The following is a 15,784-nucleotide window of genomic DNA, read 5'->3' as shown; positions in this document are numbered from 1 at the left end:
GCGTTTATCTGGCGGCGTCGGCTAGCGCGGCAAGCTCGGTGTGCGTCAGCGTGATCGTGTAGTGATAGTTCGAGCCTTTCGCATACATGTCGCGTGCGACGATCGACAGCGATACGCCACCGTCTCGCGTGGAGACATCCTCCTTGGCCAATCGGCGGTCAAAAAGCTCTTTGACATCGCCGTCGCGTTTCGCGGGTCGCACACACATACGCATCTATGTTCGCCTCCTGCCTGGTTTTAACGCGGACCGAACTCTTGTCCGAACAACAGCGCTCGAAGAGCGGCCGGTTGATCTCTGCCGGCCTACAATCGACCCGACGCGCACCGCCAACCATGAAATGGCTCACACTGGGTCGCGTCCGCCGATCGGCTCGCGGCATCGGCCCGTGTTTATCTGTCCTGCGAGACCGTGGGTTTTGCGGTCGACGGGTCTCGGGTGTATAATTTCGCTGTTCAGTCGGCGGCCGAAATCGGGCTCGGCTGCATGGGGCGACACACCAGCCCTTTGAGGAGGGAGTGCTATGTCATTCCTTCATCTGGACACGAAATATCCCTCGCGGTTCCTGAGCGATTGGGGCGTACCCATCGTCGCCGCCATCATCATTCTGTTCTCGGTCTACTTGATGATCTGAGGCGTCCCGAAGATGGCGGAACTGGTTGTTTTGAGGTCCGCGTGCGACCGGAGGCGATCTGCGCCGGCCGAACTGAAAACTGCCATGTCGGCAATCGCTGAAACGGGCTTGCCGCGAGGCATTTCCCGCTTGCCCCAACAATACATGTAAGTTTCGCATTCCTGTAACAAAGCTGCTAGCATCAGCTTGTCGTTCTCAGTATGACAGCTGCACTTTGTTGTCGGCTGGAGCGGTTGGAAGGCGGATGGGTTACGTGTCAATCAACATGCCGAGGTAGTGACTTTGGCTCAACGGCAAAAACAGATCGCGTCACAGGAAAACGAGGAGCGGAAACTCCGCTATCTGGTCGTTCATGACTGGATCCTCGATTTCATTGCCACGAACAATTTGAGCGGCGGCGACAAATTGCCGAGCACGACTGAACTCGCCAAGTTGACAGGCGTCAGCCTGATCTCGGTGCGTCATGCGCTGGACAAGCTGGAACATTCCGGCCGGATTCACCGTCATCAGGGCATCGGGACCTTCGTCGCCAGGGATCGCATCGTCAGCGAACCCAGTCGGGCTGGGCGCCTTCTGGAAACGCTTTCACCTTCGGGCAGCGGGCCTGAGCTTGCCACGGAACTGCTCGGCATCAACATCGGTTCGCCCAGCCCCGAGATCGCCAAGGCGCTGTCGATCGAACTCGGCCAGCCGGTCTGGGAGATCATCAGGCGGCGCAGCTTTCGGACAACCCCGGCGATCCTGGAACAGGCGGTGTTGCCGCTCAGCCTCGTGCCGGCGATCGACGACAAGGATCTCGAAGCGGGCGACTCGCTTTATGCCTTGCTTGCCGAACGCTACGGCCTGCGGGACGACTATGTCGAACAATCGCTGGAAGTGGACAGGCCGACACCCACCGAGCGCGAGATACTCGACCTCGGTTCGCGCGACCAGGTCGTGCGCATCAGGGGCGTTTCCTTCACCGCCGACGGCAAGGCCTTCGATTGTTATCAGCAGACCTACAAGGCCTCGGATTTCGTATTCTATACGTCCGGGTCGGGAAGCCGGCACCTGCTGCAGCCAACCGACATGAAACAATGGGTGGTGCTGCCACTGCATGGCAGCAAGCGCTCGGTTCTGCCGGTTGCGAAGAAGTCGTCCGGGCGCTCAGGCCGTTAAATCGGCCAGCGCGGACCGTTCCGGATCAGGATGGGGAATGCTGGCCAGCAACGCGCGCGTATAGGGCGCCTTGGGCGAACCGACGACCGCTGCAGCGTTGCCTTCTTCCACGATCCTGCCTTGATGCATGACGGCGATGCGGTCGGCGTAGTGAACCGCTGTCGACAGGTCGTGCGTGATCATAAGGATACCCATTTTGGAATCCGTGCGCAGCTCATTGAGCAGTTCGAGCACGCCGGCGCGCACTGATACGTCGAGCATCGAAACCGGCTCATCGGCCAACAGCAGTTCCGGCTTGAGCACGATGGCGGCTGCAATTGCAACGCGTTGCCGCTGACCGCCGGAAAGCTCATGCGGGAACCGGTTGAGATAACGTTCGACGGGCGTCAGCCCGACGCGTTCGAGAGCCGCGCAGATCAGCATCTCGCGCTCCTTCGCCGTGAGGCCGATGCCATGAACACGCAACGGTTCCTCGACCGTGGAGCGGACGCGATAGCGCAGGTCGAGCGACTCGTAGGGATCCTGGTAGATCATCTGGACATGGCGTCGAAGCGGTCGCCAATGGCGGCTCTTGAGATGAGTGACGTCGTGGCCGTTGATACGAATGGAACCGCTGCGCGCCTTGATCATGCCAAGCACGGCCTGCAGCGTCGTCGTCTTGCCGCTGCCGGATTGGCCGACAAGTGCCACCATCTCGCCGCGGTCAACATGGATCGAGACGTTCTCGACGGCGGCGGGGATTTGAGGGTCTTGCCCACGTATCATGTCGCGGAAGGTGCGGGCGCGTGGGTATGATACGGTGATATCCCGCACGTCGAGCAGGGGCGAGGCACTTGGTGCCTTGTCCGGCGCCGCTGAACCGCTTTGGTTCGCCTTTGCCGCCGAGAACACGTCAGGCGTCGCCTCGAAAAGCTTGCGAGTGTATTCGTGCTGGGGGCGATGATAGAGATCGCCAACCTCTCCCTGTTCGATCACTTCGCCTTTCAGCATCACGGCCGCGCGGTGGCAGCTCTGGGCGACGACGGCGAGATCGTGGGTGACGAGCACAAGCGCCAGGTTCAGCTCCTTGCTGAGCCGCACCAGCAGCTTCATCACCTGATCCTGCACCATCACGTCCAGCGCGGTCGTCGGTTCGTCGGCCAGCAACACCTTGGGTTCGCAGGCCAGGGCCATCGCGATCATGGCGCGCTGGCGCATGCCGCCGGAAAGCTGATGCGGAAAGCGCCCGGCGTGATCCGCAGGTATGCCGACCAGTTCCAGAAGCTCACCGATCCGGCGCGCCATGGCGACACCGCGCGCGACACCGTGCATCTGCATGGCCTCCGCGATCTGCCAGCCTATGGTCTTGACCGGATTGAACGCACTCATCGCGCCCTGGAACACCATGGCGATGTCCTTCCAGCGGTGGGGGGCGATGCTTGCCTCGCCGTTCCGCAGAATATCCTGTCCGCCAAGCAGGATGCGGCCGGACACTTCCGCGTTTGCCGGCAAAAGTCCCATGGCGGCAAGGATGGTGGTTGTCTTGCCGGAACCGGATTCGCCGACCAGTCCAATGCGCTCGCCAGGTGCGAGTTCGATGTTGACGTTCTTCACGACATGAAATTCGGCGCGGCGGCCGCCGGCATTGGTGCCGAACCAGATATTCAAGTCCTGGATTGCGAAGGCGCTGCTCAACCTGGAGTTCCTTGTCATATCGCGTCCGGTCCACGGCCGACGAGCGGGCGCAGTTTCCAGCCATGCAATGAAAGATATGAGACCTTGAGCCGTGGGTTCAGCCCGTCTTCGATGGAGCGGCCGAGCATGTAGCAGCCCATGATCAGCACGGCGACGGCAACGCCTGCCGGGACGATCGCCCACCAGGCGCCGCTGCTGACGGCCGCACGGTCGAAGGCGTGCTCCATAATGGTGCCCCAGGTGATCGCCGTGGGGTCCGAAAGGCCGAGGAATGCGAGCGCGGTCTCGTTGAAGATGGCGACTGTGATGGCCAGCACCGTGTTGGCGACAAGAAGCGGCCCGATCTGCGGGATGATGTGGCGCATGATGATGTGGAGATGGCTGGCGCCCAGCGCCTCGACCCGCTTCACATAGACCCGTTCGCGCAGGCTCTTGACCTGGGCGCGGATCAGTCGTGCCGTACTGGTCCACATCAGGGCGCCGATGACGATGATGACGTGAGACAGGCTCGGCCCCCACACCGCGGCGATCACGATCATCAGCACGATCTGCGGGATGACCAGGAAATAGTCGGTGATGCGCATCAGAACAGTATCGACCCAACCGCCGAAATAGCCCGAAAGAACGCCGATCGTGGCGCCGATGCCGATGGCGATCAGTGTCGCGATGGCGCCGACGATCATGGAAATGCGGCCGCCGCGCAACACAAGGCTGAACACGTCGATGCCGCCATCGTCGCAGCCGAACCAGTGTTGCCAGGAAGGCGGCTCGAAAACGGCGCATGTCGCTTCATGGACGCTGTAAGGTTCGATCAGCGGCGAAATGAGCGCGAGCAGAACGAACACGGCAACGATGGCCGAGCCCACCAGTGCCGCGGGTTGATGCAGCACATCGTTCAACATCGGCCAGAAACCGAGACGCGTCTCGGTTTCTGGGGCAGTGGCCCCAGGCAGGGAAAGGGTCATGTCGTTATCCGGGGATCAAGCTTGTAGTAGATGAGGTCGGCGATCAGGTTGAAGGTGATCACCACGACGGTGATGGCGAGGAACCCGCCCTGCAGCATCGGATAGTCGCGCTTGAGCACCGCAGTGTAGAGCGCGCGGCCGATACCCGGCCATGAGAAGATGACCTCGATCAGGATGGAGCCGGTGACGACCGCACCGAGCGACATTGCCACCATGGTGACGATGGGCAGCATGGCGTTGCGCAAGGCGTGCGCGCGGATGAGCCGGTGGCGCGGCACGCCCTTGGCCTTCGCCGTCAGGATATAGTCCTCGCCCAGCGTTTCCAGCATGGCGGAACGGACGATAAGCGCATTCTCGGCGAAGAGTGTCAGCGCCAGCGTCGCCACCGGCAGGATCATGTGTTTGAGCGTGTCGAGAAAGACATCCCACTGCGAACCGCCGATGGCGAATGGGTCGCTCATGCCTGCGGAAGGCAGGACCCCGGCGAAGATGATGAGAAGCATCATGCCCAGGAATTGCGTTGGGAACGCGTAGAACAAGACGGCGATATTGGTGCTGAGGTGATCGGTCGCGCTGCCCCGGCGCACGGCGGAAATCACGCCGACGAGGCCGCCCATCATCAGCGCCAGGACCGTTCCCGTCGCCACCATGGGGATGGTGTTGCCAAATGCCTCGATCAAATTGTCGAGCACGGGCTGACGGTTCATGTAGGAAACGCCAAGATTGCCGTGCAGCGTCTGTTGGAGATAGAGCAGATATTGCTCCCAAATCGGCTTATCGAGGCCGAACTGCGCGGTAAGCGCCTGCTTGAGCGCCGGGGATGCGTTCGGCACACGCGATATCTGGCTAATAGGCCCGCCAGGAAGGACGCGGAACAGGATAAAGTTAAGCGTCAGGGCAACGAAAACCGTGACCACAGCGAAAACGATTCGCTTCCATACAAAGGCCGAACCCCGCAATGCCTCGCTCCTCCCAAGCACCTTGACATGCACTTATCATACTCAGTAGCCTGAATATGAAGCAAGTACCCATTTTGGGGATTCTTGCATCTCGGGAGATGACAATGAAAAAGAAGCCTCACCAGAGTTGGAACATGCGTACCCTAACGTTTGCCGCAGCGGTCGTCGCCGCGACGGTCTTTCAGGCGCCGTTTACGCCAGCTGCCTCCGCGGCCGAGATCCTGCGCATCGGCGCCACGCAGCCGATCGACTCACTCAATCCATTTGTCTCGGATTCAGACTACAGCTCGGTCATGTACCAATATGTGTACCCACATCTGACCGAATATGATGCCAAGCTGCAGATCGTGCCATCGTTCGCGACCAAGTGGGAGGTGTCGGAAGAAGGCAAGGTCTGGACGTTCCACACCATTCCGGGAGCAAAATGGTCGGACGGCGAGCCGCTGACGGCAAAAGACGCGGCCTTCACCTTCAATATGATCCGCAAGTTTCAGACCGGAACTACAGGCAAACTGGCCGGCTGGGTCGCCCACATGGCGGATGCCCAGGCTTCCGACGACAACACCCTGGTGCTCACCTATAAGCTGCCGGTCGCCAATGTGCTGACGCAACTCCAGGCGCTTCCTATTCTCCCGCGGCATGTGTGGGAGCCCCTCACGGAAGGAAATGGCGAACAGATATCGACCTTCCCCAACACGGCACCGGTTGTGGCGGGTGGTCCCTTCGTGCTGACCAAGCACGACAATGAGCAGATTGCGCTCTTCGCTCGCAATCCGAACTGGTGGGGTAAGAAAAAGCCGGTCATCGACGGTTTCGGCCTGCAGTTCTTCGCCAATGACGATGCCATGATCACCGCCCTCGTGACCGACAAGCTCGACATGATTGGCGAGCAGACACCACCGACTGCCGTGGAGACCCTGAAAAAGGCCGGCATGACGGTGCTGAGCGGGCCGAGCGTTGGAATGAAAACGCTCATCATCAACACCAGCCCGGACAAGCCCAAGAACCGGGAACTGCTTGATCCGAAGGTGCGCGAAGCGCTGGAATACGCCATTGATCGCGAGACTATCGACAAGATCGTCTGGCTCGGGTTCTCGGCGCCCGGTTCGACCATCGTAGCACCGGCAACCGGCTTCCACGACGAGGCGATCAAGCCGCTGCCCTATGATACCGACAAGGCCAACGAAATCCTGGAGGGCAAGGGGTTCAAGAAGGGGGGCGACGGTATCCGGGTCGTGGACGGCAAACGCATGTCCTACGAAGTGATCTTCCCGACGGAAGAGAATGGCACGGGCGATCGCGCTTTCCAGATCATCCAGGCCGGCTTCAAGAAGATCGGCATCGAGGTAACCCAGCGCAAGATGGATCCAGGTGCGGCCACCGAGGCCATTCACGCGCCTGAGGCCAAATACCTTGATTACGACTTCGCGATGTGGAGCTGGGTGCCGCCGGTGGAGCCGGACTTCATGCTGAGCATCGTTACCTGCGGGGCGCGCGGCGGAAACAGCGACAGCGGTTACTGCAACGCCGACTACGACAAAATGTATCTGAAGCAGGGCACGCTGCTCGACAAGAAGGAGCGGTTGGCCGAGATTTCGGCGATGCAGAAGCACATTTTCGAAGCGCGTCCTTACATCGTGCTCAACTATCCAAACGTCATCGAAGCCCACAGCCCGAAATGGGATGGTTTCGTGCTTTCGCCTCTGGTCGGTTCGGTCAACAATCTGTCGACTGAGACGCTGATGAACGTCCACAAGGTGAAATAAGCATGATCGAGGTGCGGCTCAGCAGCGACCGTGCGGTCCTTAAGAATGCGGACATCCTGGTGATGCCCGCATTCGCCGGGCCCCACGGCCCGGAGTTTGCCGACGCCGGGCTGTCCGGCAGTTCGGCGCATGGTCAATCCGTCGCCATGCTGCGTCGCGACGGTCTGTTCAAGGGCACGTCCGGCCAGCTTTCGGCGCTGCTGGTGCCCTCGCAGGACGGACCGGCCGTGCTTGCGGTTGGCGTCGGGTCGCGGGAAGCCTTCACCGCAAACATCCTGCGCGAGGCCTTGATGCCCGCGGCGCATTTCTTGCGGGACAGGGGGCGATGTGTCGTCAGCCTGGACGGGCTCGGTTCAGACCAGGCCTCGATAGCGCGAGCTGCGGCGGAAGCTTGCCTGATCGGTACCTATGACCGGTCTGACAAGGCGGAGACGGTCGTCGACCTGCTGGCGACCGGCGCCAACGTGAAACGCGGCTTCGAGATTGGCAGGGTCGCGGGCAGGGCGGTCAACTGGGTGCGCGACCTTGTCGAGACGCCGGGCGGCGATCTCATCCCGGAGCGTCTGGCGCAGGTGATTGCCGAACGCGCGCAGCAGTTGGGCATCGATGCCGAGATATGGGACGAGGCGGAACTCGCCAAACGCGGCTTCGGAGCGACGCTGGCGGTGGGCCGCGGCAGTTCCAACAAACCGTTCGTGTTGTGTCTCAATCCGGCTCGGTCGAAGGCGCGGTTGGGATTGGTTGGCAAAGGCATCACCTTCGATTCCGGCGGCATCAACCTGAAACGCACCCTTCAGGAAATCGCCTGGATGAAGGCCGACATGGCCGCCGCTGCCGCGGTGGCTGGCGCCATTTTCGCGGCGGCGGAAATTGGCCTAGACCCGGACGTGACCGCACTGTTGCCGCTGGCGGAGAACATGCCGGGCGGTCATGCCTTGCGCCCCGGCGATGTCGTTCGTCATCCCGACGGACGGCGCACTGAAGTTGTCGACACCGATTGCGAGGGCCGCTTGGTGTTGGCCGACGCTGTCGCCTATCTGGCGCGCGGCGGGGTCGGTGAGATCATCGACGTTGGTACGCTGACGGACGGCGGTGGCGTTGGTCCCTTGCTGTGGGGTTGCTGGTCTACGTCGCCCTCCCTCGCGCAAGAGCTGGGTGGAGCCGGCGAGATCGCGGGCGAGCCGGGCTGGCACCTGCCGCTGCGAGTGGAATACGAGCGTCTGATTGAGTCGAGTGTCGCCGACATCGCTAATGCCCCGCTCTCGGTGCCCGACAGTGGTCAGTTAGCCGCCACTTACTTGCGGACATTTGCCGGCAATACGCCCTGGCTCCACCTCGACAATGGGTCGAGCGCCTATCTGGATCAGGGCTTTGCCCCCTGGCCTGTCGGAGCCACCGGCTCGCCGGTGCGGGCATTGTTGCAGCTCCTGCTCAGCCGCGCGGGTGAACAATGACATCTTCGGAAACCGTGCTGCGCCGGCTGCGCGAGCTGGCGCATGAGTTCACGCAACATTGGCCTGTGCCGGGCGGGATCATCGTCGCCGTTTCGCGTGACGCGACCCTGCTCGAGCTGCCCTTCGGCCAGGCCAATATCGACGCAGCCTTGCCCGTGGGACGCGATCATCTGTTTGCGATCGGTTCGATCAGCAAGGCCTTTGTCGGCCTGACGATCCTGCAGCTTGCCGGGGAGGGAAAGCTCGACCTCGACAAGCCCATCACCACCTATCTGCCCTGGTTCAGCGTCGGCTCAGACTATCCGATGTTTTCGCTCCGCCACCTGCTGAACCATTCCGCTGGATTGCCGGCTGGCACGGACTCGTTGCCGGACGAACTCGGTCAGGGGTGGTGGCTGAGGGAGCTATCGACCGGTTTTGAGCCCGGAACAGCCTTTCACTATTCCAACATCGGCTACATCCTGCTGGGGCTTGTCGTGTCTGCCGTAACCGGCAGGCCGACGGTGGAGGCGTACAGGGAAAGACTGCTCGAGCCGCTTGGAATGGCGGATAGTGTCGCCTGCATCTCCAACCGGGAGCGTCACCGCTTCGCCGTGGGCTATGCGCCGATGGCAGACGATCGCCCTTGGGTTCCTGGCGATGTCTTGGCGCCCGCGACATGGTTCGAAACCAACACCTCCGATGGAAACATCGCCGCGACCGGCCCGGATCTCGCGCGTTTCGTGCGTATGCTGCTCGGTGCCGGCCGCCTGGATGGAAGAGCGGTTGCCAGCGAGAATGCATACCAGCAGCTGACCGGCCTTCTGGCGCCGTGCGGCGAACCGATCGTGGAATTTCTGGCAGACGCCGGCGTCGAAAAGAGCGTCTATGGTCTCGGCATCAATGTCGAAACGATCAGGGGTGCTCGCTGTCTCACCCATGGCGGCGGCATGGTGGGTTACGCCACCTTCATCCTGGCAGACCTTGACCACGACGTCGGCATCGCCGTGTTGACCAACGCCAATGGCGACTGCCCGGCAGCGCAGGTGCTTGCCCGCGCCGCGCACGCATGGCTGACAGGCGCGGAAATGGAAATGCCGGCCACGGAGCTCGATCTGGATGTGCGCGATCCTCTCGCCTTCGAACCCGCGATGCTGGGCGATTTCTCTGCCCGCACGCCCGAAGGCGAATTGATAACGCTCACCTTTACAGTCGACGAGAACGGCAAGGTTTTGGTTTCGGGCAAGAGCGCTACGGCGCGCGTCTTCAAAACCTGGTCGACGCGATATGTCACTAATCATCCAGCCTTGAGCACGTTCCACCTGACCTTCGCTTCGACGCAGAATGGCGACGATCAAGAGGTCATCTGGAACTGCGGCCCGCTCGAACTGCGCCGCGTGCCGGCGCCGTTGACCAAGAGCGGCAAGGCTGCGCCCGCATGTGTTGGTCATTATCGCTCGCATTCGCCCTGGTTCACCAATTTCCGCATCGTGTCACGTGGCGGGCGGCTGTTCCTGATCGCGCCGGGCGGCGTCGAGGCACCTGGCGAAGACCTGGAACTGGTGGAGTTGAAGTCAAGTGTCTTTCGGATCGGGGCCGAACTCCATGCGCCGGAGCGCTTGGTGCTCGGACCAATGGTCGACGGCAAGATTGTTTCGGTGACCAGGGACGGCAATCGCTATTCGCGGACTTTCACCGATTGATCCAGGCCGGCGACGCCGCGATCGGCGGGCCGACCGTCAAAACCGATTTCTTTGTCTCCACGAATATTCGTTCCCGCATTGACAGCTCATCATACTCATTATAATAAGTATGCAAACTGTTCTCCAGGAGAGATTTTATGCCAGCATACAAGACGCCTTCGCGCACGACCCGGAGTCGCGACTATTTCGCTCGCTCCAGCGAGATCATCCCAAGCGGCGTCAACAGCACGGCGCGTGCGGTGTGGTCGGGCTGGGATCCCTATCCCCTGTTCGTCGACCGTGGCACCGGCTCGCATATCTTCGATGTCGATGGGAATGAATACATCGACTACCTGCTCGGGCTTGGGCCGATGATCCTCGGCCATCGGCCGCAGAAGATCACGGAAGCCGTCGTTGATTTTATCCAGAACCGCGGCACCGTCTTTGCCATGCCCGCCGCCGAGGAGATCACGCTCTCCGAAAAGATCATCGCCGCCGTGCCGGCGATCGAACAGGTGCGCCTGTGCAACACGGGAACCGAGGCGGTTCTTTATGCGGTTCGCCTGGCGCGCGCCTTCACCGGCCGAAAGAAGCTGATCCGCTTCGAGGGCATGTATCACGGGTTTTCGGATGGTGTTTACTGGAGCAAGCACCCGACCATCGAAACTGCCGGTCCCGACAAGGCGCCGAAGGCGATCCCGCAGGGGCCTGGCATGCCGGCCGGTCTCGACGACTCGCTCGTCATCCTGCCGTGGAACGATGTCGAGGCTCTGCGTGACGCGATCGCCCGGGAAGGGCACAATATCGCCGCCGTCATTACCGAGGCGGTCATGTGCAACACCGGCTGCATCCTGCCGGAGCCGGGTTATCTCGAGGCGATGCGGGACCTGACCGCCAAGGCGGGGATCATCCTGATCTGCGACGAGGTCATCACCGGCTTCCGGCTCAGCCTGGGCGGCGCGCAAGGCTATTATGGCCTGCAGCCCGACCTTTCCACCTTCGCCAAGGGGCTCGGCGGCGGTTTTCCTGTCGCGGCGCTCGGCGGCCGCAAGGACATCATGGCGCTCGTCGCCGACGGCACCGTCTCCATGGCCGGCACATATGCCGCCAACGGAATTGCCGTGACAGCTGCCAATGCGACGCTCGACCATCTGGCAACTCCCGGCCTCTACGATACGCTCTACGGGCGCTGCCAGAAATTGTTCGACGGGCTGGCCAAGGTGATCGCGGACAATGATATCCCGGCCTATGTGACCGGCGTCGGGCCTGTCATGCAGCTGTGGTTCGCCGACCAGCCGATCCGCAACTATCGCGACGCTGCCCGCCATGCGCGTCACGATGTGTTCCGGACGTGGTGGGAGGAGATGCTCGATCGCGGCGTTCTCTTCCACCCGGGTGCGTTCGAGAACCTGTTCATCTCCTTCGCCCATACCGACGACGACATCGCGCAAACGGTCGCCATCGCGGGCGAGGCGATGCGCGCGGTGAAGGCAAAACACTAAACTTACGATCCAGCGCCTTTTCATGCAGGCATGATGCTTGCAAAGCTGAGGCGCTGTTTCCTACCAGGCATCGCAATGAAGAACGATAACGTCATTCTCGGTATCGATCTTGGCACGTCGGCCATCAAATGCGTGGCGATGTCTGCCGCGGGACAGGTCGTCGCCACCGCCGAGGCGTCGTTCCCGGTGACACGGGAATTGCCGGGCCAGGCCGAGCAGAATCCGCTCGACTGGCTGGCGGCGATGGAGACGGCGATCAGGCAGCTTGGCGGGGGTGTCGCCGCGAGCGTCTCTGCCATTGGCCTGACCGGCCAGCTGCCCACTCTTGTCTGTATGGAAGGCGATCGACCGCTTGCCTCCGCGATCACCTGGATGGACAGTCGTGCCGACGCCTGGACGTCAAGCTTCCTCGACGAGGCGAAGCGGCGGATGATGTATGAGCGTACGGGCATGCCCATCGACGGGCGTTACCTCGCGCCGATGTTCCGCCATCATCTCGACTGTTTCGGCGGTAGTGTCGGGTCGATCCTCTCGGCCAAGGACTTCCTGCATTTCGCATTGACCGGCGAGCTGACGACCGATCCGTCGACAGCCGCGGGTTATGGGCTCTACGATCTGGACGCGAAGACCTGGTCGCAGGAGTTGTGTGCCATTTGGGGTGTCTCCGAAGCCCTGTTGCCCGTCATTGGGCCGGCCCGCTCGACCAGCCCGCTCACGGCTGACATGGCCGCTCGTCTCGGTCTGCACTCCGGATTGCCGGTGACGGTCGGTTGCGCCGACTCCGTCGCCAGCGTCCATGCCATGACCGGCTTGGAAGAGGGCACGGTTTGTGTCACCACCGGTTCCAGCACCATCATCATGGACAATCTGCGCAAGTCGTTGCGCGATCCCCTGCGGCGTTATCTTTTGACGCCGCATGTCGTGGACGGCGTGTTCGGCCGCGAAATGGACCTGCTCTCGACCGGCACGAGCTATCGCTGGCTGAACGACCTTCTCGGCTGGGACAACGGGCGGATCGACACGGCCGCCGCCGCTTCGCAGGCCGGCGCCAACGGCCTGATGTTCGCACCCTATCTCGCCGGCGGCGAGCAGGGGGCGTTGTGGAATCCCAATCTGCGCGGGGTCCTGCATGGCCTGACGGTGCAGCATGGCGCGCATGATATCGCCCGCGCCTATTTGGAGGGCGTGCACTTCGAGATCCGGCGCTGCATCGACATTCTGGCGGAGACTTCGCGGATCGAGAGCGTCGTTCTGGCGGGCCATGCCGTTTCCCATCCTTCGACGCGGCAGATGTTGGCCGATATCCTCGGTCGCCCGGTGACGACCTACGACCATTCTTCTCCGGCCGCGATTGGCGCCGCGCTGCTGGCTGCTCCGCAGGAGGGTCGCCCGGCATCACTTAGCGCAAGCGTGGTGACCCCTTCCGCCGCTTCAACCGACTACGAAAAAATCTACAGGCGCTATTCAGCGCTCTTCCCCACGATTGCCGAGGCATCCGACTGATATGACGAAACTGGACGTGACCTGGGCGGCAGATCGCGCCGCGATGGCGGAGCTTGCCGCGGATTATGTTTGTGCCTCGCTGGCGGACGGCTCGGCAACGAGCCTCGCCCTGCCGACCGGGGATACGCCGATCGGAATGTACAAACATCTGGTGGAACGCTGCCGCCGCGGCGAAATCAGCTTCAGCAATGCCGAACTGTTCAACCTAGACGAATATACGGGCATGTCGCCCAACAACCCGCGCAGCTACCACGCCTTCATGCGACGGCATCTTATCGATCATATCGACGTGCCCGCCGAGCAAGTTCATCTGCTTCGCGGGAATGTCGCCGATCCCGCCGAGCAATGCCGCGACTTCGACCGCGCGATTGCCGCCGCTGGCGGCATCGACCTTGCCATATTGGGGCTTGGAGCCAACGGGCACATCGCCTTCAACGAACCCGGCGTGTCGTGGGAGCTCGACACCCATGTCGTCACGCTCGACGAAAAGACTCGGCACGCCCACAGGCCGAACTTTCCCGATGAGGCCAGCGTGCCAAGCACCGGCGTGACCATGGGCGTCAACACGTTGCGTTCCGCAAGGAAAGTGTTGTTGCTGTGTGCAGGTGAGAGCAAGCGCGAGGCGTTGGCTGCTCTGCTCGCCGGTCGGGAAGATCGTGCCTGGCCGGTCACCAGCCTGCTCGGACACACCGATTTGTCGATCTTGGCGGAAGCGGCGTTGATGCCGGCCTCAAAGCAATTTGCCTGAAGCGCGCTCGGCATTCTGCCAGGTGACAAGAATAGAACAAAGTGGGAGCCGAACATGACCTGGACTGGTGTCTTTCCTGCGGTGACAACCAAGATGGATGCTTCGGGTACGATCGATTTCGAAGCAACCCAGGCCAGCCTCGATCGGCTGATCGGCAACGGAGTGTCCGGTGTCATCGTGCTGCCAATGTTGGGTGAAAACGCGGCGCTGACGCAGGCCGAGCGCGATGCGGTCGTGCGCGCCGCCAAGGAAGTGGTCGCCGGGCGCGTGCCTCTGCTTTCCGGACTGGCGGAACTGTCCACGGACAACGCGATCGCCGCCGCCCGCAACTATCAGAAATTGGGCGCGGAGGGCTTGATGGTATTCCCCAGCCTCGCCTACCGCACCGACCGACGCGAAACCGCAGCCTGGTACAAGGCCGTTGCGGGAGCAAGCGATCTTCCGGTGATGATCTACAACAACCCTCTCGCCTACAAGGTCGACGTCGATGTCGAGACCCTGAAGATGCTGGAGGATGTTCCCGGCATCGTCGCCGTCAAGGAAGAGACCGGCGACATCCGGCGCGTGACCGACCTCTTCAATGCGTTCGGCGACCGTTTCGATATCTTCTGCGGCGTCGACGATCTTATCCTGGAGAGCCTGGCGCTGGGCGTTGTGGGTTGGGTGTCAGGCATGACCAATGCCTGGCCCGCCGAATGCGTGAAACTGTTCGAGACAGCGAAGCGCGGCGATTTCGCCTCGGCATTGCCGCTCTATCGCCTGCTGACGCCGGCGTTTCATCTCGATACTGACGTCAAGTTGGTCCAGTACATCAAGCTCGCCGAACATCTGGTCTACGGCGCTCCCGAACACGTTCGGCTCCCACGGTTGCCTGTCGTCGGCGAGGAACGTGCGAGAGCTGAGGCGATCATCAGCGATACGATCGCGTCCCTGAAAAAACGCAGCTGATCGATCTTCCGACGGCGCGGAGCGACACAGCGCGAACACATTATGCCAGAGGCGTCAGGCTGAAACCTGGCGCTGTCGGCGCGTGTTTTTCCGTCTCCATATACCTAGGTATATCGGGCAGAACCCAACGTATAGCGATCTGACGAAACCAGATACTGGCGCAACGTGCTGCCAGGGAGTAAGCCGGCAATTGTCAAACGGACGGGATGCGTCCCGCCGGGACCAACAGGAACAACGAACCATGCCAAGCGACAGTAGTCGAGAGAGCACGCCGCTGCGGTCGCCCGGTCGGGTCTAGTTCCTAGTCTCACCCGCGACGCCTGCAGTGGCGCGCCATTGAGGTGAGACATGAAAATCACAATCTTTGCCCATCGCTGCATCCGGGCCATCGCACGTCTTTGCGGTGGCGTCGGATATGCGGCGCACCCAGCCCACAGGCAAACCGCTGAGATCATCCGGCTTCCGGCCGCGCCCACCCGGCGCGTCGCCCGCGGACCGGTAATCCGTTGGCGGACAAACCCCGTATCCGGCCGGCTCGAATGCCGCTGGACCGTTGTCACCAACGCGCCTGTCGACAGCGCCGAGACGTCGCGCTTTGAGCGTTTCGGTGCCATTCTCGACGACCGTCAGCGCGCCCATGCATGGGACTGAGACCTTGATCAGAACCTTGCACATCTATCTGCCCGACAGACGACGAAGCGGGTCCGCCGCCACCGGCTAACCACCGGAGCGGCGGACACTTTCCTGAAACAGCTCTTCAAGAACCGACAGTAATCGGCGTGGCCCGGAATGACGTCGCACGCCCGCTCGACGG

13 protein-coding genes are annotated in these 15,784 nt (G+C 61.9%); 9 read left to right on the top strand and 4 right to left on the bottom strand.

What is annotated here, in order from left to right; translation table 11 throughout:
- Positions 1–4 precede the first annotated feature (4 nt).
- Positions 5–214: a hypothetical protein gene (locus tag AB4136_RS13995; protein ID WP_137901164.1), complete on the bottom strand. Its 210-nt coding sequence runs from the start codon at positions 212–214 to the stop codon at positions 5–7.
- Positions 215–914: 700 nt separating this feature from the next.
- Between AB4136_RS13995 and AB4136_RS13990 the strand changes: the two genes are divergently transcribed.
- Positions 915–1,790, top strand: coding sequence for a GntR family transcriptional regulator (locus AB4136_RS13990; protein ID WP_024926455.1), 876 nt, complete (start codon positions 915–917; stop codon positions 1,788–1,790).
- On the opposite strand, the gene AB4136_RS13985 is transcribed toward AB4136_RS13990, so the two are convergent.
- The 3 genes from AB4136_RS13985 to AB4136_RS13975 are packed head-to-tail and all read right to left on the bottom strand — an operon-like array spanning position 1,779 to position 5,409.
- On the bottom strand, positions 1,779–3,464 hold the full coding sequence (locus AB4136_RS13985) for a dipeptide ABC transporter ATP-binding protein (RefSeq protein WP_036255332.1): 1,686 nt from the start codon (positions 3,462–3,464) through the stop codon (positions 1,779–1,781). The two genes, AB4136_RS13990 and AB4136_RS13985, sit on opposite strands and share 12 nt — an antisense overlap.
- 14 nt (positions 3,465–3,478) lie before the next feature.
- Positions 3,479–4,429, bottom strand: a complete 951-nt coding sequence (locus tag AB4136_RS13980; protein ID WP_024926457.1) for an ABC transporter permease — start codon at positions 4,427–4,429, stop codon at positions 3,479–3,481.
- Complete coding sequence (locus AB4136_RS13975; protein ID WP_275040871.1) at positions 4,426–5,409, bottom strand: ABC transporter permease; 984 nt, start codon at positions 5,407–5,409, stop codon at positions 4,426–4,428. Before AB4136_RS13975 ends, AB4136_RS13980 begins: the two co-directional genes overlap by 4 nt.
- 83 nt (positions 5,410–5,492) lie before the next feature.
- Between AB4136_RS13975 and AB4136_RS13970 the strand changes: the two genes are divergently transcribed.
- The 8 genes from AB4136_RS13970 to AB4136_RS13935 all read left to right on the top strand — a co-directional run bounded on the left by AB4136_RS13970 (position 5,493) and on the right by AB4136_RS13935 (position 15,621).
- Positions 5,493–7,154, top strand: coding sequence for a peptide ABC transporter substrate-binding protein (locus tag AB4136_RS13970; RefSeq protein WP_171020985.1), 1,662 nt, complete (start codon positions 5,493–5,495; stop codon positions 7,152–7,154).
- 2 nt (positions 7,155–7,156) lie between these two features.
- Positions 7,157–8,608, top strand: coding sequence for a leucyl aminopeptidase family protein (locus tag AB4136_RS13965; RefSeq protein ID WP_024926460.1), 1,452 nt, complete (start codon positions 7,157–7,159; stop codon positions 8,606–8,608).
- Positions 8,605–10,290 carry a serine hydrolase domain-containing protein gene (locus AB4136_RS13960; RefSeq protein WP_024926461.1) on the top strand — a complete coding sequence of 562 codons (1,686 nt, stop codon included), beginning with the start codon at positions 8,605–8,607 and terminating at the stop codon, positions 10,288–10,290. The genes AB4136_RS13965 and AB4136_RS13960 overlap by 4 nt, the downstream gene beginning before the upstream one ends.
- Before the next feature lie 137 nt (positions 10,291–10,427).
- Positions 10,428–11,771: an aspartate aminotransferase family protein gene (locus tag AB4136_RS13955; RefSeq protein ID WP_024926462.1), complete on the top strand. Its 1,344-nt coding sequence runs from the start codon at positions 10,428–10,430 to the stop codon at positions 11,769–11,771.
- Positions 11,772–11,846: 75 nt separating this feature from the next.
- Positions 11,847–13,274, top strand: coding sequence for a xylulokinase (locus AB4136_RS13950; RefSeq protein ID WP_024926463.1), 1,428 nt, complete (start codon positions 11,847–11,849; stop codon positions 13,272–13,274).
- A 1-nt stretch (position 13,275) separates the two neighbouring features.
- On the top strand, positions 13,276–14,022 hold the full coding sequence (locus AB4136_RS13945) for a glucosamine-6-phosphate deaminase (protein ID WP_024926464.1): 747 nt from the start codon (positions 13,276–13,278) through the stop codon (positions 14,020–14,022).
- 54 nt (positions 14,023–14,076) lie between these two features.
- A complete protein-coding gene (locus tag AB4136_RS13940; RefSeq protein ID WP_024926465.1) occupies positions 14,077–14,970 on the top strand; it encodes a dihydrodipicolinate synthase family protein in 894 nt (297 codons plus the stop codon).
- A gap of 348 nt (positions 14,971–15,318) precedes the next feature.
- Positions 15,319–15,621, top strand: coding sequence for a hypothetical protein (locus AB4136_RS13935; protein WP_024926466.1), 303 nt, complete (start codon positions 15,319–15,321; stop codon positions 15,619–15,621).
- Positions 15,622–15,784: the final 163 nt, after the last annotated feature.

Source organism: Mesorhizobium sp. 2RAF21 (assembly GCF_052115345.1).
Taxonomy (GTDB): Bacteria; Pseudomonadota; Alphaproteobacteria; order Rhizobiales; family Rhizobiaceae; genus Mesorhizobium; species Mesorhizobium terrae.
This window is presented reverse-complemented; position numbering and strand designations above follow the sequence as displayed.